Annotated in this window: 21 protein-coding genes; 7 read left to right on the forward strand and 14 right to left on the reverse strand. The window is 37.0% G+C overall.

Annotated features, from left to right (window positions below):
• Positions 1 to 368 precede the first annotated feature (368 nt).
• The 3 genes from isaB (at position 369) to A33S_RS0109365 (ending at position 3,115) form a co-directional block, all read left to right on the forward strand.
• Positions 369 to 908: an immunodominant staphylococcal antigen IsaB family protein gene (gene isaB / locus A33S_RS0109355; RefSeq protein ID WP_009382905.1), complete on the forward strand. Its 540-nt coding sequence runs from the start codon at positions 369 to 371 to the stop codon at positions 906 to 908.
• Between the two features lie 105 nt (positions 909 to 1,013).
• Complete coding sequence (locus A33S_RS0109360; RefSeq protein WP_009382906.1) at positions 1,014 to 1,670, forward strand: MOSC domain-containing protein; 657 nt, start codon at positions 1,014 to 1,016, stop codon at positions 1,668 to 1,670.
• 452 nt (positions 1,671 to 2,122) lie between these two features.
• Positions 2,123 to 3,115, forward strand: a complete 993-nt coding sequence (locus tag A33S_RS0109365) for a hypothetical protein (protein WP_009382907.1) — start codon at positions 2,123 to 2,125, stop codon at positions 3,113 to 3,115.
• A 247-nt stretch (positions 3,116 to 3,362) separates the two neighbouring features.
• Here A33S_RS0109365 and A33S_RS0109370 read toward each other — a convergent pair whose 3' ends face one another.
• The 7 genes from A33S_RS0109370 to A33S_RS0109400 all read right to left on the reverse strand — a co-directional run bounded on the left by A33S_RS0109370 (position 3,363) and on the right by A33S_RS0109400 (position 8,557).
• Positions 3,363 to 3,689 (reverse strand): YnfA family protein, encoded by a 327-nt coding sequence (locus A33S_RS0109370; protein WP_009382908.1) that lies wholly within the window; start codon positions 3,687 to 3,689, stop codon positions 3,363 to 3,365.
• Between the two features lie 118 nt (positions 3,690 to 3,807).
• Positions 3,808 to 5,055, reverse strand: a complete 1,248-nt coding sequence (locus A33S_RS0109375) for an ABC transporter permease (RefSeq protein WP_009382909.1) — start codon at positions 5,053 to 5,055, stop codon at positions 3,808 to 3,810.
• Positions 5,048 to 5,947, reverse strand: a complete 900-nt coding sequence (locus A33S_RS0109380; protein ID WP_009382910.1) for an ABC transporter ATP-binding protein — start codon at positions 5,945 to 5,947, stop codon at positions 5,048 to 5,050. Before A33S_RS0109380 ends, A33S_RS0109375 begins: the two co-directional genes overlap by 8 nt.
• Before the next feature lie 90 nt (positions 5,948 to 6,037).
• On the reverse strand, positions 6,038 to 7,432 hold the full coding sequence (locus A33S_RS0109385; protein WP_009382911.1) for a YfcC family protein: 1,395 nt from the start codon (positions 7,430 to 7,432) through the stop codon (positions 6,038 to 6,040).
• A 135-nt stretch (positions 7,433 to 7,567) separates the two neighbouring features.
• Positions 7,568 to 7,837 carry a hypothetical protein gene (locus tag A33S_RS0109390; RefSeq protein ID WP_009382912.1) on the reverse strand — a complete coding sequence of 90 codons (270 nt, stop codon included), beginning with the start codon at positions 7,835 to 7,837 and terminating at the stop codon, positions 7,568 to 7,570.
• Entirely contained in the window at positions 7,834 to 8,355 is a 522-nt protein-coding gene (locus A33S_RS0109395) for a hypothetical protein (protein ID WP_009382913.1), read from the reverse strand. Before A33S_RS0109395 ends, A33S_RS0109390 begins: the two co-directional genes overlap by 4 nt.
• A gap of 1 nt (position 8,356) precedes the next feature.
• Positions 8,357 to 8,557, reverse strand: coding sequence for a helix-turn-helix transcriptional regulator (locus A33S_RS0109400; protein ID WP_017176778.1), 201 nt, complete (start codon positions 8,555 to 8,557; stop codon positions 8,357 to 8,359).
• A gap of 163 nt (positions 8,558 to 8,720) precedes the next feature.
• On the opposite strand from A33S_RS0109400, the gene argF reads away from it, so the two are divergent.
• On the forward strand, positions 8,721 to 9,752 hold the full coding sequence (gene argF, locus A33S_RS0109405; RefSeq protein ID WP_009382915.1) for an ornithine carbamoyltransferase: 1,032 nt from the start codon (positions 8,721 to 8,723) through the stop codon (positions 9,750 to 9,752).
• A gap of 70 nt (positions 9,753 to 9,822) precedes the next feature.
• Here the strand turns inward: argF and A33S_RS0109410 are convergent, their stop codons facing one another.
• Positions 9,823 to 10,281, reverse strand: a complete 459-nt coding sequence (locus A33S_RS0109410) for a DUF805 domain-containing protein (protein ID WP_009382916.1) — start codon at positions 10,279 to 10,281, stop codon at positions 9,823 to 9,825.
• A 158-nt stretch (positions 10,282 to 10,439) separates the two neighbouring features.
• Complete coding sequence (locus A33S_RS0109415; protein ID WP_009382917.1) at positions 10,440 to 11,075, reverse strand: DUF805 domain-containing protein; 636 nt, start codon at positions 11,073 to 11,075, stop codon at positions 10,440 to 10,442.
• A gap of 185 nt (positions 11,076 to 11,260) precedes the next feature.
• Here A33S_RS0109415 and A33S_RS0109420 point away from each other — a divergent pair, with 185 nt between their 5' ends.
• Entirely contained in the window at positions 11,261 to 11,875 is a 615-nt protein-coding gene (locus A33S_RS0109420; RefSeq protein WP_009382918.1) for a DNA-3-methyladenine glycosylase, read from the forward strand.
• Between the two features lie 412 nt (positions 11,876 to 12,287).
• On the opposite strand, the gene A33S_RS0109425 is transcribed toward A33S_RS0109420, so the two are convergent.
• The 5 genes from A33S_RS0109425 to A33S_RS0109445 form a co-directional block, all read right to left on the reverse strand.
• Positions 12,288 to 13,610 carry a Na+/H+ antiporter NhaC family protein gene (locus tag A33S_RS0109425; protein ID WP_009382919.1) on the reverse strand — a complete coding sequence of 441 codons (1,323 nt, stop codon included), beginning with the start codon at positions 13,608 to 13,610 and terminating at the stop codon, positions 12,288 to 12,290.
• A gap of 216 nt (positions 13,611 to 13,826) precedes the next feature.
• Entirely contained in the window at positions 13,827 to 14,621 is a 795-nt protein-coding gene (locus A33S_RS0109430; protein ID WP_009382920.1) for a DUF4097 family beta strand repeat-containing protein, read from the reverse strand.
• On the reverse strand, positions 14,618 to 15,178 hold the full coding sequence (locus A33S_RS0109435; RefSeq protein ID WP_009382921.1) for an HAAS signaling domain-containing protein: 561 nt from the start codon (positions 15,176 to 15,178) through the stop codon (positions 14,618 to 14,620). The genes A33S_RS0109430 and A33S_RS0109435 overlap by 4 nt, the downstream gene beginning before the upstream one ends.
• The gene (locus A33S_RS0109440) at positions 15,171 to 15,494 is read right to left on the reverse strand and encodes a PadR family transcriptional regulator (protein ID WP_009382922.1); all 324 of its coding nucleotides are present in this window, start codon (positions 15,492 to 15,494) and stop codon (positions 15,171 to 15,173) included. Before A33S_RS0109440 ends, A33S_RS0109435 begins: the two co-directional genes overlap by 8 nt.
• Before the next feature lie 228 nt (positions 15,495 to 15,722).
• Positions 15,723 to 16,571 (reverse strand): hypothetical protein, encoded by an 849-nt coding sequence (locus tag A33S_RS0109445; RefSeq protein ID WP_017176779.1) that lies wholly within the window; start codon positions 16,569 to 16,571, stop codon positions 15,723 to 15,725.
• Between the two features lie 189 nt (positions 16,572 to 16,760).
• On the opposite strand from A33S_RS0109445, the gene A33S_RS11845 reads away from it, so the two are divergent.
• Both A33S_RS11845 and gltS read left to right on the forward strand, forming a co-directional pair.
• Positions 16,761 to 17,540, forward strand: a complete 780-nt coding sequence (locus A33S_RS11845; protein ID WP_268741334.1) for an AraC family transcriptional regulator — start codon at positions 16,761 to 16,763, stop codon at positions 17,538 to 17,540.
• A 155-nt stretch (positions 17,541 to 17,695) separates the two neighbouring features.
• On the forward strand, positions 17,696 to 18,904 hold the full coding sequence (gene gltS, locus A33S_RS0109455; protein WP_009382925.1) for a sodium/glutamate symporter: 1,209 nt from the start codon (positions 17,696 to 17,698) through the stop codon (positions 18,902 to 18,904).
• Positions 18,905 to 18,911: the final 7 nt, after the last annotated feature.

The following is an 18,911-nucleotide window of genomic DNA, read 5'->3' on the forward strand; positions in this document are numbered from 1 at the left end:
TGGGGCTTGAGCATGGTACAAAGTAGCTATGCTACTTTGTAAGTCCAACTCACGTATTGAAAAGACGTGTTGGGCTTTAGAGACTACAGGCTCCGGCCATGCCCCAGCTGTTTAAGGGAATTGTAGTATAATGTCCCAGCCTCTCTTTTAAAAATAGCTATTTAATCCAACTAGTAAGTTGCATACTTTCACATCATTTAATATAAATCAAAAAGTTTCATATAAGTTAAAGTTATAGCTATTAGGAATAATAATAACAAAAATTATGCTAATATTCACAATATTCAGAGTATATGAGTTGTACTTTTACTTATAGTTTTGTAATCTTTTAAGTGTAAGCTAAATAAAATTAAAGGGGTTAAAATACTATGAAAAAATTAACAAAAATAGTCGCAGCCACTGGAATTACGTTTAGTACTTTACTTGCTTCTGGGGTGGGAATTTCACAAGAGGCACAAGCTCAAGAAGAAGAGGCCGTAACGCCTTGGTATGAATATAATGGTTATGTTGAAAACAATGCTAGTTTTGTTGTAGATCCTGACTTTGTGCGCGCAGCGAAATATAACAACATTACTTTTAATGGATATAAAGTTAACTTACAAGATGCAGAGTCAGACGGAAATATAGTGAGTAAGCAAGTATATGACCAAGATTTTGCATTTGTGGATGAAGACAATCGACCTGATAAAACAACGTTCAGAGTGGCACCAGGTCAACTTACGAAAGAAGATATTATTAACGCATATGGTGAAGATTATGAATTCCACCCTGACAATCCAGGTCCAGGAGGAGAAATTTCTAAAGATAATGGTGATTATGCCTATAATTTTAATGGTAATCAAATTAAATTTGCAGTACTTGACGGGGAAGTCACTATAGTTGGTTTAGGTCATGTAGGTTGGGCATAAGTTTAATGTATAAGAGCGGGACTCTGGTCTCGCTCTTTTTTTAATACTGAAATTTATCTGGCGTAATGATACGATACTAGTAATTAAACGTCCGGAGGTAATCGTATGAACTATCAAATTATCGCCATTTCTACTGGTAAAATCGACGAAGTGCCCTATGGTCAAGATAAGGCAATGTCGTCTGCCATTATGAAAAAGCCTATTCAACAATCAATGTTTTTATCAAAGACAGGGTTCGTTGAAGACGAACAGCAATATCATAGTCATGGTGGTCCAGATAAAGCTGTGTGTATTTTTAGTAAACATAACTATCACATGTGGCAAGCGGATATCGATCCTATGCCTGAATATGCGATGTTTGGTGAGAACTTAACTATTGAAAAAATCGATGAATCTGATCTTTACTTTGGTAACCAATACCAACTTGGAGAGGCTATTATCGAAGTTTCTGAGATTCGTGAACCTTGTTGGAAAATTCAAAGCTTGTACGGTGTCAAAGACTTAGTCAAACGCATGTCACAAACTGGTAAAACGGGTTGCTATATGCGTGTTATTCAAGAAGGACATGTTAAGCCTGATGATCATATGAAATTGGTTAAAGAAGCTGAACCTGCTACACGTTTATCAATAGCAGATATAAATGATGTCTTTTATGTCGACCGTAAGAATATCGTGAAATTAGAGTATGCGCTTAGAAATCCGTATATTACGGATGAACGTCGTCAAACTTTGGAAAAGCGCCTAGCGAAGGCTAAAAAGTAGACGATTAGAGGTACGTAAGGCTTCCTTATTACATTGTTTGCATCAGTCTTTGTAACATGGCTTCCTTATTACATTGTTTGCTTCAGTCTTTATAACATGGCTTCCTTATTACATTGTTTATCTCAGTCTTTGTAACATGGCTTCCTTATTACATTGTTTATCTCAGTCTTTGTAACATGGAAGCCTTATTACTTTGTTTACTTTAGTCTTTGTAACATGGCTTCCTTATTACATTGTTTACTTCAGTCTTTGTAACAACCTCAATTTCCTAAATCCCTATAATCTAAAATCACTTCCTAAAACCTTCTTAAGCGCCTCTTTCTCAAAGGGCTTTTCAAGAGGTGTAATAAAAATAGAAATAAGATAATTAATTTGATAAAACCTTTTAAATATTATGTTATTATAAAAAATAGCTTCACCTTAAAATTAAAATATGATAAAGGAGACCATTCATGAAAAGACTCATACTGTTGTTAAGCACATTATTTATCTTTACGACTGCGTGTGACGGCGGAACTGAAAGTAAGCAATCTGATAAAGACGAGAATCAGAAACAAAGCGAACCTAAAAGTGAAGAAAAATCGAAAGACAAAGCGACAGAAGAATCAAAATCATCTAAGTCATCTGAAGATAATAAGGAAGCTAAAACTGAAGAAACGTCGAAATCAGACGAAACTAAAGAATCAGAGAAGGCATCTGAATCAGATCAAGCAACTGAATCAAAAGCTGCTGACGACAAGAAAAAAGATCAAGGCGTAAGTAACTTATCGCCTGCTCAGAAAGCTGCGCTCGTGTTCTCAGCCGATGAAGCATCAGAATTTACATTATCGAAAAGAGAAATTCTTACAGGTATCTTCGAACAACATTACTCGAATCCACCTGAAAAGAAACAACTTTATAAATTACATTTAATTAAAATGAACCCAATACCTGGAGCGCCGAAGGATATGAAATTCTATACGGTGTACCCACCTAAAAAGCCTTTCGCTACGAAGATTGGTATTGGGAAGGATAAAGCTTTTATCGCTGGCTCACAAAGCCCGGGCTCATATCAAGAATTATTGAAAAATGGTAAAGAACTTGATTTAAATCAGTTATATCAAGATAATAAACAATTAAAATCATTTAATGAATTAGCTCAAAAAGTAGAATTTAGTAACCAAAACCCTCTCGATAATGAACAAACTGCAGAAAAATATAAGGCTGAAGAAAGTACAGCAACAATGACACGTGCGCGCACTCAAGTTTATGACATGATTAATAAATTCGAAGGCAAGCCTATCGATACGGAAAAATACATCTGGGATAATGTTAAGTGGCATAACGGCATCACGAGTTGGACGGTAAACTACCGTGATCAAAACCTTGAAATTGTGGGTACATACAAAAAAGAAGAAGGTAAGCCAATCGTGAAATTAGACGCTCAAGGTAATAAAATTAAATAGAATGAAATATTGCAACTATCAAAAGTCATAGCATTAACACTGCTATATTAAGCATTTCCCTTAAACAGCATGCTTTCCTGGGGCGTGGCTGGAGCCTGTAGTCTCCAGACGCACGCTACTCCCCTAGGAGTCAGCTGTTAAGGGAAATTTTTTGTATCAAATTAATTAATCAAATTTATTTTGTCTCGATTCTTTAATTTTACACCCGTAACATAAATTACGCCAACGCACAATCAACCTTAACGACTTAACCTCGATGTGGTAATACCATAATTAGCACCCCAACGATACAAACTACGGCACCAATCACATCAAATTTATCGGGAACTTCCTTATCAACGACGAATCCCCAAATTAAACTCATGACGATGAATACGCCGCCATAAGCTGCATAAACACGTCCAAACGTCGGATATACTTGCATCGTTGCAACAACACCATACAATATCAGCAGTATACCGCCACCTAAACCGAACAACATACTTTGTTCTTCGCGTAGCCATAACCAGATGAGGTAACCGCCACCTATTTCACATAATCCAGCCAATATAAATACCGCGATTGGATAAATCACTGACATCTTTGTCACCTCCTGAAAAGCCCTTTAAATATCTTACCATTATAATAAGAAAAACTGCCTGCACATTCATGCAAACAGTTTCTCACGTTCAAATAACAAATGACGCAATCACTTATGCGTTTTTATTTTTCCAAAGTCTCTTAATTGAAGCAAATAAACCTTTATCAAATGATAATACAGCGTCTTTATACACTTTCATCGTTAAGAACATTAAGACGGCAATCGTAATGAGTGAAATAATCATACCGACTAAAACATGCCAAAACGGTGTATCTGGACTCGAGCTTCTTAAGAACATGACATACGGCGAGAATAACGGTATAAAGCTTGTAATCTTTGCAATAAGAGAGTTCGGTGTTGCTAGGTTGAACATTACAATGTAGAAAGCCCCTACTTGAATTAACGTCATCGGCGCAATCGCTTGACCAACATCCTCAATACGAGCCGTCATTGCACCAAGCATTGCTGCTAAGAATATGAAACTGATGATACCTAAGATAAAGAATATAACACCATAAATCATGACTTTAACGGCATCCGGACCAACTTTAAGATCAAGTGTTTCAAACAGGCTACTTAAGTCAAACACGAAGTAACTAAATACCATCGTAGCTACGATAAGCAGTAGTTGTGTAAACGCGACCGCTATAATCGCGAGTATCTTCGATAGCACATGCGCAATTGGAGACACACTCGTTATAACCATTTCGATAACACGTGACGTCTTCTCATTAGCTACTTCCATACCGATTTGGCTCGCATAATTGATAATGATAAAGAACATTAAGAACACGATGACATAGACAAATCCAGTGATAAAGAAAGATTCACTCGAATCACGTTCAGTTTCTTTATCATCTTCTGAAACCTTGAGATCATCTACCTGGCTTTGAGATAACAACTTCTGCATTTTATCAGGTTTGATATTTAAACTTTGGCTCATACGTTGTTGTTGGAACGTCGTTAAGATGCCTTGTAATTTCGCCTTATCGCCTGGATCTGCGTTTTGGCGCCCTACAATCGTTCCTTTCAACGCGTGATCTTTTGTTTCTTCAATAATATATGCCGTATCTAAATCCTTATCTTTAACTTTCTCTTTAGCCGCTTCAGCTGAGTTCACATACTGAATTTTAGCATTGTCATCAATCTTTTCTTCAGCTGCCTTAAGTTGTTTGTATAGATCTTTATCTTGCGTAACAATACCTACTTCGCCCATACCCGGGTTAAATGCTTTAATGATTTTATCAATATTTGCACCTACCAAAATTAACACCATCATTAATAACGTCATCAAGACGAACGACTTCGTTTTAATCTTTTTAATGTAAGTGAGTTTAAATGTCGCGAGAAACTTACTCATGAACCTCACCTACTTTCTGAATAAAGATGTCAGTGAGCGATGGTTCGATAACTTGGAAACGTTTCACATAGCCCTTCGCTACGACCGCTTGGAAGACCTGCTCCGCTACCGCTTCGTCTTCAATAAGCACCTCTGTAACACGTTTACTTTGTGAAAGGTCCACAACTCCAGGCAACGCTTCTAAATCCTCATATGTATGTTCGCCTTCAATCACAATCTTTTTATGACCAAAATCATTTTTAACGTCCTTAATCGAACCTGATACAACTAATTGACCTTTATTAATAATCGCAACATCGTCACATAACTCTTCAACATGATCCATACGATGCGAACTAAAGATAATCGTCGTCCCCGCTTCATTCAATTCAATGACCGCCTTTTTTAAAAGCTCTACGTTAACCGGGTCAAGTCCGCTAAACGGCTCATCCAAAATAAGTAATTCTGGTTTATGAATTAAGCTTGCCAGCAATTGAATCTTTTGTTGGTTACCTTTAGATAACGCTTCGATTTTCTTCGTACGATGTTCCGTCACTTCAAAGCGTTCAAGCCATACGTCTAAAGCTTTTTTAATTTCCTTTTTAGGCATACCTTTAAGCGTAGCTAGATACACCAACTCTTCTTCAACGGTATGTTTTGTATGAAGTCCTCTTTCTTCAGGTAAGTAACCTATTGAATCATATAAGTGTTTATCTACTTTCTGTCCCTTATAAGTTACTTTACCGTACGTAGGTTTTAACAATCCAAGAATCATTCTAAACGTCGTTGTCTTACCAGCACCATTACGTCCTAAGAAACCAAGCATGCGACCTTCAGATAATTCGAATGAAATATCATCAACAGCATTAAAGTCCCCAAACGTTTTCGAGATACTTTGAACAGATAACGTCATGCATATACACTCCTTACTTTAATTGCATTACTCTTAGTATATAATAATTGAGGACTTTTTAGTTAAAAGAATATAAATTTTACTTTAAAATTAATAACCAATTAACAATGCTATTGTCATACCTAATCCACAAATTACGACCCAACCTAGGATAATACGCCAAGCAAATTTCAGCCATTCTACATATGAAATACCGGCAACGGCTAACGCCCCCATAAGTACTGCCGATGTTGGGAATAAACTATTACTAATCGCATCACCATATTGGAAAGCGAGAACGGTAATTTGTCGATTGATGTCGAGAATATCTGAAATCGGTACCATTAATGGCATCGTCGTCAAAGCTTGACCCGAACCTGAAGGAATAAAGAAATTAAGCATAAATTGCAAGATAAACATCGCAAGTACCGTTACTGCGCCAGGTAAATTTTCAAGAAGTGACGTCATACCAAACACAATCGTGTCGATAATCTTACCATTCTCAAGTATCACAACAATACCTTTCGCAAATCCTACGATCATCGCACCATACAACACGGACTTCATACCTTCAATTAATGCATCAAACGTACCATTAAAGCCAAGGCCACCGACAAATCCTGCGATAATACCTGCTAATAAAAAGTTCGCACTCATTTCGTTGAACGTCCAACCGTAGTTAAAGATACCAAATACGTTCACGACAATGGCCGCTACAAGTATCAGTAAACTCAGTAATTGCCTCACTGAGAAGTGAATTTTATCTACCATTTGTTGAGACTGTGCTTCAGGTGTTTGTTCAAGGTGATAAACATAACTCTTCGTCTTATCCTTTTTAATGCGTTTCGCATATATCATGACATAAAGAATCGCCGCAGACACGATAAAGAGATATATAATTGAACGCAGTCCCCAACCTGAGAACATCGGAATTTCCGCAACCTTTTGTGCCACACCGACCGTAAACTGATTCAACATCCCCCCAATAAATCCGCTTGATGCACCAAGTATCACCATCGCAGCACCCGTTAACGCGTCATAGCCAAGTGCGCGCGCAATTATAATACCGATTGGCACAAAGATAATGGTCTCCTCCGCCAACCCAATTGAAAAGCCCAGCACAGAAAACAACAACATCGTGAGCGGAATCATTAACACTTTAGATTTACCTAAAGAACGCATCGCTTTATTAACACCCGCTTCAATAGCACCAGTACGGTGGACAATGCCGAATGCGCCCCCTACTAAAAAGATGTAAAATACAATATCCGCTCCTGAAATTAAACCTTCAGGAATCGAACGAAACATATCTATGCCTGGTACGGCTTGCTGATCTACGTGTTGGTAAGAACCTGGCACTACTTTCGTTTGATCCCCTTCCTTAACACGGTCGTAGGTGCCTGCAGGTATCACGTACGTTAGCACGACAGATAAGGCGATAACCATGAGCAGTAACGCGTATGTGTGAGGCGTTTTGAGCTGAAACTTCTTATCTTTTTTCTCCATAAATTTTCCCCTTTAAGCTTTTACCTTATCTTACAAAAATTGTTAGAATATTTCAAAAACTGATTTCATTTAACCTTTCCCTTTTTCAAAATAAAAAATCCGGCAAAGATTGTACTTCACCGGATAACTAAGTATTTATTCTTTCTTTAGGGATATGCCATTTCGATAGAACAATATACGAATGGTTACATATGAACCTAACAATAATAGGATTAAAATGATTGGCATTACAATACTTTGATGTAGAATAAGTTGTAATGCTAAATCAAGTACTGCCGTAAGGAGCACACTATAAAATAGAATGAGATACGTAATCGTTTTGAGTTTAAATAATTTCAAACGTTCAAGTTCATCACGTTTGTCATTTTCAAGAAGTGAGTTGTAAACAAAATCTATGATCTTCATGCCTCAACACCACCAATTCCATCAGCATCTACTTTGACTTGTTTACGCAGTTGTTTAGTTGATGAATACGCTAAAGGTAGGTAAAAGATTACAAAGGATCCGGTTATTTGAATAAAAGCATTCCATACATTCACCTTTAAAGTAAACATCATAATCATCATTGATATAACCATAAATAGATAAACCAAGACACCACCGATAATACTGATACGTTTACGACGTTGAATATATGCTTCTTTCTCCGCTTCACTCGCCACAACTTTCTTACGTTGTGTCACAAAGTCACTATGAATTGCCGCTCGTGCGCCTACTATAAAGAAGATTACTGTTAATAGAATCGGCGTGAGTGACATTGTTGCTGTCGCAATCGATGTGATAACTGAGATATACCACACTATAAATAAAGCCACTACTAACAACGTTTCAACGAATCCAATTATCTTCGTGCCCATAGTACGTTGATATTCATCTAGTCCCGATTGATCTTTCGTAAAATCACTTAAACGATAGCTCGCCATATTAATCACCTTCTAAAAATAAGTCGTCTAAAGTTACATTAAGTGTCTTCGCGATGTTTATACACAAATTTAATGATGGATTATACTTATCATTTTCAATTAAGTTAATCGTTTGTCTAGAGACACCTATTCGTTTCGCTAGTTCTAACTGAGAGAGGCCGCGCGCGCCTCGATACTTTTTCACATGGTTAACCTGTTTCAAAATGCCACCTCTTCAAATGTCACATATATGTTACATGTACAATATATATGACATCTTATAGACTGTCAACTTTCGTTCGTAATTGTATATTAATACTTGATTTAGAATATTTATTCGTTTATACTCTATATAAATTCAAACTGGTATTATTGGAGTGGATATTATGACAACTTACACAACTTCATTACACCAACTTAATCAATTTAAAGGTAAAAGCTTTTTAAAAACGATGGATTATACAGGTGATGAACTACTAACTTTAATTGACTTTTCAATGGAGTTAAAAGATAAAAAGCAACGACACATTCCGCATCGTTATCTTGAAGGTAAAAACATCGCGCTTATCTTTCAGAAACCTTCGACGCGTACACGTTGTGCGTTCACTGTTGCCGCGCGAGACATGGGTGCTTTCCCACAATTTCTCGGTGAAAAGGATTTACAACTTGGTACGAAAGAATCGGCTGAAGATACGGCTAAAGTGCTTGGAAGAATGTTCGACGGTATTGAGTATCGTGGCTTTAAACAATCAGACGTTGAGGATTTAGCGCAACATTCAGGTGTTCCCGTGTGGAACGGTTTAACGGATGATTGGCATCCGACTCAAATGTTAGCTGACTTTATGACCCTTAAAGAAAAGCTCGGTGCATTGAAAGGCAAAACGCTCACTTACGTGGGAGATAGTCGAAACAACGTTGCGCATTCATTATTAATTGCGGGCAGTCTGCTCGGTGTCAACATTCATATTGCTGCACCTACTGCTTTACAACCTAAAGCTTCCGTTGTGGAAAAGGCCAAAAGCTTTGCGAGCGAATCTGGAAGTCATATCCTTATTACAGACGATATCGAGGAAGCAGTTCAAGGTACTGACGCGTTGTACACTGACGTCTGGGTGTCTATGGGTGAGGATGAATCCGTAGTTGCAGAGCGTATTGAACTACTTAAACCATATCAAGTGAACCAATCTATGATAGATCAAACGAAGAATCCAGATGTGCTCTTCTTACACTGCCTTCCTGCTTGTCACGATTTGAAAAGCGAAATGGGCGAAGCCTTCTATGAAAAGTTTGGTATGAAGGAACTTGAAGTCACAGATGAGGTTTTTAGAAGTAAACATTCAGTCGTCTTCGATCAAGCAGAGAACCGTCTGCATACGATAAAATCAGTCATGGCTGCGACACTTGGAGATATTTATTAAAATTGCATATTTTATGAATAAAAATTAGGCGAACTCTCGATGTGTTGAGTTCGCCTTTTTTAATTGAAGCTTAAAACCCGAAATCTTCTTTAGGATTTGGACCGTACTTGTTAGGACCCTTTTGCGATTTATATATCGCGACAATAAAGATAGCTATCGTAAGCAGCCAATATAGGTTACTTAGAATTAATCCAAATGCACCACTTAAATAATCAAAATTTGGTGTACTGAGTGCAGTAACTGCTTTTTCAATTTGTGTAAAACCCAATCCTGACGATAATTCTATGAAGAACCCGAAGAACCTTGCTATTAAAGATATAATGAGTATCATAATTGGAATAGTCATCGACCAACCTACATCATGAAAGCGTCGCACACTAAGTGTGAACGCCGGAATTGTTAAGAAAATGAATATGAGTGAGATTATAAACTCTAAAATTCTGTCGTTCATAGAATTAAATGACATTTCGGAAACTAAAATAGAAATACCAGTTAACGCAATTGTAAACAATATCGCCCATATGACCATGTACCAAAATTCACTTCGAGAACTTCTACCTTTAATGTTGAAGTAGTTTTTGAAAAACAATACAAGTGCTTCAAAAAATCCTATATCTCTTTCGATTTTAAGCGCCTCCTTGATGGAATTATTAAAAGTGGCTCGATAATTTTCAAGCCACTTAAGAATTAGTAATGATATTTGTCTTGATTATTTTCGTGGGGCTTTTCAGAAGAAGCATCACCATGAAAACGATCGTTTAAATCACGCTGGTTGTCACTATAGCCATCACCGTCATAGCGATTGTCGTAATGATTGATTGCTTTCGGATTAGGACCGTATTTGTTCGTGCCTTTCTTAGAATCAAGAATCGTCACGACGAGAGAGAAAATGCTAAGTACGAAACTTAGTAAACCAAACACCATCATGAAAATCGCGAGACCGATTGGAAAATTTTCAGGCGTATAATTTTTCTCTATAACGACTTGAACGACGTTTGTTCCTACGCCGACAAGAAAATTAAATATAAACAACCCGATTGGCACCCAAGTTGGAAATCCTACATCATGGAATCGTCGAACTAATAATGCTAAGTTCGGTATAAAAGACCCTAATGTGAATAGTCCCCAAATGATTCCCATTAGAATTCCTAATATCGGATTAATAATGAAACTAATAATTGTAACGAACATAAAAGCGATATGTATAATGACAAACCATAGTGCGACATACCAATACTCGCTTCGACGACTTCTTCCTCTAAAATTAAAATAGTTCGTCCAAAATAATTTAAACGCTTCTAAAAACCCTACGTCCTTCTTCATAAAGTCTCTCCTTCTTTTTAAAAATTTCTGTAATTTTGAAATATAAGTACATCGTATCATATAACTAAAAAATTAAAACACTTTTATAATTAATTATAATTTTAGATTGTTTAATAAAGCAATGATATCAGTATTTAAGTCCATTTAAATTAATGATAAAGTTATTCTAACAAGGAGTGAACGTCATGGATTTTATTGAAAGAGACACTGAAACGATAGCTAAGGACTTACTGGGCCTTAAGATTATTTATATCGATCCTGAATCAGGCACGAGATTTAGCGGTTTTATTGTTGAGACAGAAGCGTATCTCGGGACGATTGACCGCGCGTCGCATAGTTACAACGGTCGCCGAACACCGCGAGTCGAGTCGCTATATCGTAAAGGCGGCACAATTTATGCGCATGTGATGCATACACATTTACTTATCAATTTCGTAGCTCAAGACGAAGATGTACCTCATGGTATATTGATCCGTGGAATTGAACCTGATGAAGGTGTTGAAGAGATGTCGTTGAATCGAAATAAGACAGGCTATGATATCACAAATGGTCCAGGTAAATTGACGAAAGCTATGAACATCAAGCAAAGTTTAGATGGCACGCCAATCAATGCCGGCCCATTTTATATAGATGAAGAAAACCGTCGATATCCTAAAGAAATCGTAGCTGATGCTCGAATTGGCATTCCTAATAAAGGTGAATGGACGGATAAACCGCTTCGTTTCACCGTTAAAGGGAACCCTTATGTCTCACGTCGTCCGAAACGCGATATGATCGACGCCAAAGATACTTGGAAATAGATGTATGAGACGCTGACCACCATATTCCTTTACTTCACTTTCTGAAAAGCCCTTTAGTGAAACTTTGAATGGTGGATGAGACTTGATAACGGATCGCTCATCAAGTTTCAATGGCTCTGAGACTCGATCACGGCTCGCTCATCAAGTTTCAAATGGCCTGAGACTTGATTACGGATTCACCATCAAGTTTCAAATGCCCTGAGACTTGATTACGGATTCACCATCAAGTTTCAAACACCCTGAGACTTGATTACGGATTCACCATCAAGTTTCAAAGGCTCTGAGACTTGATTACGGATTCACCATCAAGTTTCAAATCACTCAAATGCGCCCTCCTACAAAATTCAATGCCAACACCTCACTACCCACAAAAAAAAGTGGAACCCACTCTAGCAGGTTCCACTTTTTATACTTACTTATTTTCCTTTTTGCGAAGTAAACCAAACTGGATGGTTATAATCGCACATATCATCAATACTAAAGGATAGAAAGAGTATTGAAGTACTTCTAAATATGAAACTTTACCATATTGTTCAACCATTAACATGCCGCTATCATGCGGTAACAACATCAAAGCACTTGCCGCAAAGATATCAAGTAGACTTGCCATTCGCTTCGGTGGCACTTTGTACTCCTGACCGATTTCTTTTGCAATAGGTGCAGAAATAATAATCGCAAGCACATTATGAACAAGTGACGCGGATAGAATACCTGCCATGAAACTGATGACGTATTCAGCACTCTTACGATTTCGGGCCTTAGATTTCATAGTCTTGATGACCCAATCAATACCGCCGTAATAACGGATTAAGGCTACTAAACCAGAAACTAAGAATGCGACTAAGAAGATTGGAAACATACTTTCCATACCTTTACCAAGCGCACTCGTCCATTGGAAGAAATCAAGCTTACCTTCAGCAATTCCGATAATCCCCGTCATCACAATACCGATCATGAGTACAAGAATAACGTCCAGACCAAAAACTGCTGCTACCAACACAAATAGATACGGTAACACATCTAAGAAATTGAAACTTAAGTCACCTTTAATATTACCAGTACCGCCAACTACCGCATAAATGATAAAGGTAATTATTGCTGCAGGTAGCGCAATCAGAAAGTTCATTCTAAACTTATCTTTCATCTTCGCGCCAACACCATTCGTCGCAGCAATCGTCGTATCCGAAATAATCGATAAGTTATCGCCGAAGTATGCACCTGCTATTACCGCAGCACCTGCAGCTGCAACATTTAAATCAGCAGCCTGTGCGACACTAACACCTACAGGAATAAAGGCTGCTTGGGCGCCAGTCGACGTACCTAGTGTTAACGCGGCGAAACCACTAATAATGAATATCCCTGGAATAATCAAGCTCGCTGGAATCACTGATAATCCCATGTTCACCATGGCATCCTTACCACCCATTTCACCAGCGGCAGTCGAGAACGCGCCAGCTAATAACAGGATTAATCCAAGTTGCACAATGCCTGAGTTACCAGCATTCTCTGTAAATACCTTAACCTTTTTAGTAAAAGGCGTCTTAATGTCATAACATAACCAGGCGATTGCAATACCTATAAATATCGCGACATATCTAGGCAATTTGTCAAAAGCATCTTCACTACCCATTATCGTAAAAAACAACCCTACGCCAATGTAAAGCACTAAAAAAATCACTAACGGAAGTAACGCTAAAGCACCATACTGTTTTTTACTGCGTAATTCGTTAGACATTTTCATTTCTCCTATTCATATTATTACTATCAGAATTATACATTTTTTTAGATATAATACAAGGTTCTTGTTTAATTCCAATTATTGAAAATATATTTTTAAAGTTCTAAAAACTTTAATATTTATTTTCGCTCCCCCTTGAAAAGCCCTTATAAAGCGTTAGTTCCCGTTGATTAAACTAAAAAAGTGAGGCGCTCACGCCTCACTCCATCAACCTTATTTAATTCGAATTTCGCCTGTATCGGCTACTAATTTAAATAGATACTTTCCGTCACCACTACGTCTATCTTTAAGCGCATCATTTTCAAAGGAAACATCGCCAACACCGGAACGCGCATCAAATTGTGTATTTTGAGGTAATTCATCATACGTAATATCGATTTCACCTGTATCCGTTTCTGCACTCGCATAAATATCAGGTGTCATATCTTCTATACGAATTGTACCTGTGTTCGTATAAGTGTCTAAGCGTGTGTAAGTCGTTTTCTTAGAAATAAAGTCGCCAGTATCGATATGAATTAAAGAATTTCCTAATTTATTGTGTTCTGATTTCACACGGCCTGAATCAACATCTATTTCAGACATTTTAGATCGAATGCCTTTAATCTTAACGTCACCCGAATCTGACTCTAGCTTAAGTTTCTCCAATTCTGTTTCTGGAACAGTAACGATAACTTTGTTGCGATTAGTTTTACCAAAGATGTCAAATTCTACATGGAAGCTTGAATCTTCTTCTACCTTCAACGTTTTATCTTCAACTTTTGTGCTAAATTTCGTAACCTTATCATTAAGCATGGTTTCAACCTTAAAGCGATCGCCTTTTCTTATCTCAACATCTGCAGAGATCGTATCAATATCTAACCCATGAATTGGTTCATCGAACGATTTACTTTTCTTCTTAGTGACGCCATGATCTTCACTCATTTTCTTCACTTCATAGAACGTCAAAGCTCCGAATACAACAGTGATGATAAGTCCTATGATTAATAGTATCTTTAAATATTTTCTCATGCCTTCGTACTCCTTTTAAACTGATCAATATTCCACTTCAAGTATCGAACACATAGTTTAATAAATGATTTAATAGCTTTAATCGCGATCACTAGGAATATAAGCCCTATGCCAAACATCGTTAGAGAAACGTAGACTTCTAAAGGCATAAGATTGTTAAAGCCATCCGTAGCTCCCTTTAATATCATAAATAATGGCGCGGTTACAAAGCCTACACTCATCGATGCAATCGTAAACAATATACCGACGATAAACATAAACGGTATCGTAATCACGAAAAAGTTCAGCACGCCTAGTCCGATCGTCGCGATAATTGCTTTTCCGACATCACCAACCTTACCACTTTCATGTGCGCGTTCGACAGCCATAGATGCATTCATTTCTTTAGCAATATCTTTAGGGTGACCAAGTTCTTCCGAGATCTGTGCTTCAGACTTACCATCCCGCATCCCATCTAAGAAATGTATATGATATTCATCGATTATGTCGTTCTTTTCATCTTCACTGATATGCTTTAAATGATTTCGTAATGTGGCTAAATAAGCCTCTTTATTCATTCGCGTTTGCCTCCTTTATGAAAATGTCTACAATCTCAATAAATGATTCCCATTCAACTAAACGTGCTTCTAAACGCTCGCGTCCCTTTTCTGTAAGGTCGTAGTATTTTCGTTGAGGACCTTCAGATGACGGTTGGTAATAAGTTTGTAACACGTCGTCTTTAACGAGACGCCTTAAAAGTGGGTACACCGTTCCTTCAGCAATCGTCATATGTCGCCCGATTGACTGAACAAGCGAATACCCATATTGAGGCTCATTTTTGATGATTAATAACACAATTAATTCTAAAGCGCCTTTCTTATATTGAATATTCAATCGTTACACCTCGTTTTCCGGTACTGTGTATTACCAAGTACTCAAATAGAATATAGCACATCACTATTATACATTGCAAGGTACTGGTTAATATTTAATACACAGATTTTTATCATTGCACATAAATACACCTCATCATCGTGGTCGGCAATACCTTTCAAAGCTTTCCTATTTCCACTTTAAAAGCCCTCTGCCCTACCCTTAATGACAAGGTGTATATCGAATTATTTATAATTTAATGACAAATTCTTGTTTAATATATTCAGTTTCAGACTCTATAATACATACATAGAAGTGTTCTGTTTCAGGAGTCATTACAATTGGATGCGTGATACGGAGTTGAATTGGTTTATCGTAGTCTAATTCTTGCGTAAGGAGCGTGTTACCCTTAGGATCCATAATCATACAGTTTAAGTATGGTCGCCCTTCTACATCTAAACATTTGAAAGTTACTTCAGCTTGATTCGAATTAATGACTTTAATGTCTAGATCAAAATCATCTAAGCGTTCTACCTCTCTTTTCATTATGAAAGCTTCCACGTTCGATATCGCTAAATTCGAGGCAGCTATACCTGGGTGCATGACTAAAGTTAGCTCATTATCAAAAGCACTAATCACTTCAGATACTTCATAATGCTTGGTCGAACTATCATAACCACTCGTATCAATATAATGGTGATTCAGCATTACCGTAGTAAATGGTGCTAATTGACGTAACGTAAGATGGTAATCTTTAACCGCTTCATAATCTTTCATATTAAATCTCGTCTTAAATACAGTCGTCGTTGGATAATCATTTAGAAGTTGTTCAAAAGAAGTATGTTCATGTTCGCTGATTGGGATATGTTCTAATTTTAGCGTGTCGTTAATTTGTGTAGTTAATAGAAGTTGTTCAAGTAAGTTTTTAGGATCTTCATAAATGGATGTTTTCCAATTGTCTTTTAAATAAGTAATTGTAGAAACATCAGGCAATTCTTTAAGAAATTCTTCCGGTGTTGCATAAACGTGATAATCATTTTGTCGATGCAACATTTTAACATGTGTTGGTAGTTTATATTTATTTATATCTTGCTTCACGATTTGTTCCCCCGTTTATATCTTTCTATAAAACAAACTTTCAACGATTTGAATTTATCACAATTTTATTATTTAAAATATTACTTCATCGACCAAAAATATGGTAAAATGTTTCCATTAAATACTTTAGGGGTTTAAAGCATGCAAGTACTATGGAAGAAGTTCAAGAAAGATAATTATTAAGCTCAAATAGATGAATGTGGCATTGAGATCGGAACACCTCATGTCGATTACACCTACAAAGTAAAACGACAAGCAGTCTTACATTATATCTCAAAGGGTTCCGGTACAATTCATTACGAAGACCAAGTTTATCATCTTAAAGCAGGCGACTTATTTCTATTAAAGAAGGATATTAACGTATCCTATTATCCGTCGCCGACTAACCCTTGGACATACTACTGGGTTGGTTTTAGTGGCAAGCAAGTCCGTTCTTATCTCTCACGTTCAACTGTAAACGAAGACTATGTGATTCAAGACACAGATACCAAGACGCTTTCTCATATCATATTCAATATGTGTGATATTGCGAGGTCTTATAATCCAATACTTTCAGACGATATTCGACTCATGCGTCACCTATACGACCTGCTCTATCATCTTCAACTTCAATTCCCGAAACCAATTGAAGATATTAAACCTGAATCGTATTCCACCTTAGAAAAAGCACTAAACTACATTCATAATCACTATATGGATGGCATTACCATTCATGACATCACAGAGCACGTGAATTTAAGTCGTAGCTATCTCTATAAACTTTTTAAGAACAACTTAGACGAATCACCTCAATATTACTTAATACACCTCAGAATGTACAAAGCTTCCCAACTACTACTTCATACCAACAAACCGATTAATACAATTGCGCGTGAAATTGGTTATCATGATGCGCTCATGTTCTCAAAAGCATTCAAAAAACACTTTAGTATGAGTGCTTCTCAATATCGCAAAAGCCATCGTGACTAATTATTTAAATATTCTAATAATTTAAAACGTTATGTATATAGTAAAAATACAATTGTGCAGTTCGAAAAATATGTGGAATCACTTATAATTTTTCTGTATAATATAATACATTGGCCATGAAAGCCCTTTCTAAATTAAATCTAGGGGGAAAATAGATGATAGAATTAAACAATCTTACAACTTTGTTTCTAGCTTGTCTCATGCTTTTAATTGGTCAAGCTATTGTAAACAAAGTTAACATATTCAGGCGTCTTTGTATTCCATCACCGGTTATTGGTGGATTAATATTCGCTATCTTAGTCGCAATCTTACAGTCAACAGGAATTGTGAACATTAAACTTGATTCGAAGTTTTTCCAAAACTTCCTCATGATCGCCTTCTTCACTACAATTGGACTAGGTGCATCATTTAAATTATTACGTCTCGGTGGAAAGGTCCTTTTAATCTATTGGTTATTATGTGGTATTCTTGCCATCATGCAAAACGTGATTGGAGTATCACTTGCCAAAGTAATGAACTTAGATCCACTACTTGGTTTAACAGCTGGTACCATGTCAATGGAAGGTGGACATGGTAACGCTGCGGCATATGGTCAAACCGTGCAAGAACTAGGCGTTGATTCTGCTTTAACTGCTGCTTTAGCTGCAGCTACATTAGGTCTTGTTTCAGGTGGTTTAATAGGGGGACCAGTCGTACGTTTCTTAATCAAAAAGCACAACTTAGAACCAGCTAAAACTGAAAATACTTCGAAAGATTACAGTCAACTCGACTTCAATAAGAAGTTACACAATCGTTTTACATTCTCAGAAGTGTTCTTTATTCAATTAACGATCATTTCATTCTGTATGGCATTAGGAACATACTTAGCTGAACAATTCAGTGAAGCTACAGGCCAAAACGTACCTGTATACGTTGGTGCCATGTTCATTGCCGTAATTGTGCGTAACATTAGTGAATTTACTGGGCTTAATATCGTGGACCTTAAAATTAATGATCGTATCGGAGATATCTCATTAAATATCTTCTTATCACTCGCTTTAATGAGTATTAAACTTGTAGAAATCTATAGTTTAGCATTACCGTTAACTGTAATTGTTATCGTTCAAATTATTTTCGTTGTGTTATTCTCAGTATTCGTCGTATTCTTCTTACTCGGCAGAAACTATGATGCTGCAGTAATGATTGGTGGCTTTATTGGTCACGGTCTTGGTGCGACTCCTAACGCAATGGCAAACTTAGAAGCCATCACGAAACGTTTTGGTAACTCTCCAAAAGCATACTTAGTTGTACCTATTGTTGGTGCGTTCTTAGTAGACTTACTTGGTGTACCAATTATCACAGGCTTCATCAACATCTTTAAATAATTCTAAT

This window comes from Staphylococcus massiliensis CCUG 55927 (genome assembly GCF_000298075.1).
In the GTDB taxonomy this organism is placed as follows: Bacteria; Bacillota; Bacilli; order Staphylococcales; family Staphylococcaceae; genus Staphylococcus; species Staphylococcus massiliensis.

Coding starts and splice junctions, on each gene's coding strand:
- isaB (WP_009382905.1), top strand. CDS start 369: ATGAAAAAATTAACAAAAATAGTCGCAGCCACTGGAATTACGTTTAGT.
- A33S_RS0109360 (WP_009382906.1), top strand. CDS start 1,014: ATGAACTATCAAATTATCGCCATTTCTACTGGTAAAATCGACGAAGTG.
- A33S_RS0109365 (WP_009382907.1), top strand. CDS start 2,123: ATGAAAAGACTCATACTGTTGTTAAGCACATTATTTATCTTTACGACT.
- A33S_RS0109375 (WP_009382909.1), bottom strand. CDS start 5,055: ATGAGTAAGTTTCTCGCGACATTTAAACTCACTTACATTAAAAAGATT.
- A33S_RS0109380 (WP_009382910.1), bottom strand. CDS start 5,947: ATGACGTTATCTGTTCAAAGTATCTCGAAAACGTTTGGGGACTTTAAT.
- A33S_RS0109385 (WP_009382911.1), bottom strand. CDS start 7,432: ATGGAGAAAAAAGATAAGAAGTTTCAGCTCAAAACGCCTCACACATAC.
- A33S_RS0109390 (WP_009382912.1), bottom strand. CDS start 7,837: ATGAAGATCATAGATTTTGTTTACAACTCACTTCTTGAAAATGACAAA.
- A33S_RS0109395 (WP_009382913.1), bottom strand. CDS start 8,355: ATGGCGAGCTATCGTTTAAGTGATTTTACGAAAGATCAATCGGGACTA.
- argF (WP_009382915.1), top strand. CDS start 8,721: ATGACAACTTACACAACTTCATTACACCAACTTAATCAATTTAAAGGT.
- A33S_RS0109410 (WP_009382916.1), bottom strand. CDS start 10,281: ATGGTCATATGGGCGATATTGTTTACAATTGCGTTAACTGGTATTTCT.
- A33S_RS0109415 (WP_009382917.1), bottom strand. CDS start 11,075: ATGAAGAAGGACGTAGGGTTTTTAGAAGCGTTTAAATTATTTTGGACG.
- A33S_RS0109420 (WP_009382918.1), top strand. CDS start 11,261: ATGGATTTTATTGAAAGAGACACTGAAACGATAGCTAAGGACTTACTG.
- A33S_RS0109425 (WP_009382919.1), bottom strand. CDS start 13,610: ATGTCTAACGAATTACGCAGTAAAAAACAGTATGGTGCTTTAGCGTTA.
- A33S_RS0109430 (WP_009382920.1), bottom strand. CDS start 14,621: ATGAGAAAATATTTAAAGATACTATTAATCATAGGACTTATCATCACT.
- A33S_RS0109435 (WP_009382921.1), bottom strand. CDS start 15,178: ATGAATAAAGAGGCTTATTTAGCCACATTACGAAATCATTTAAAGCAT.
- gltS (WP_009382925.1), top strand. CDS start 17,696: ATGATAGAATTAAACAATCTTACAACTTTGTTTCTAGCTTGTCTCATG.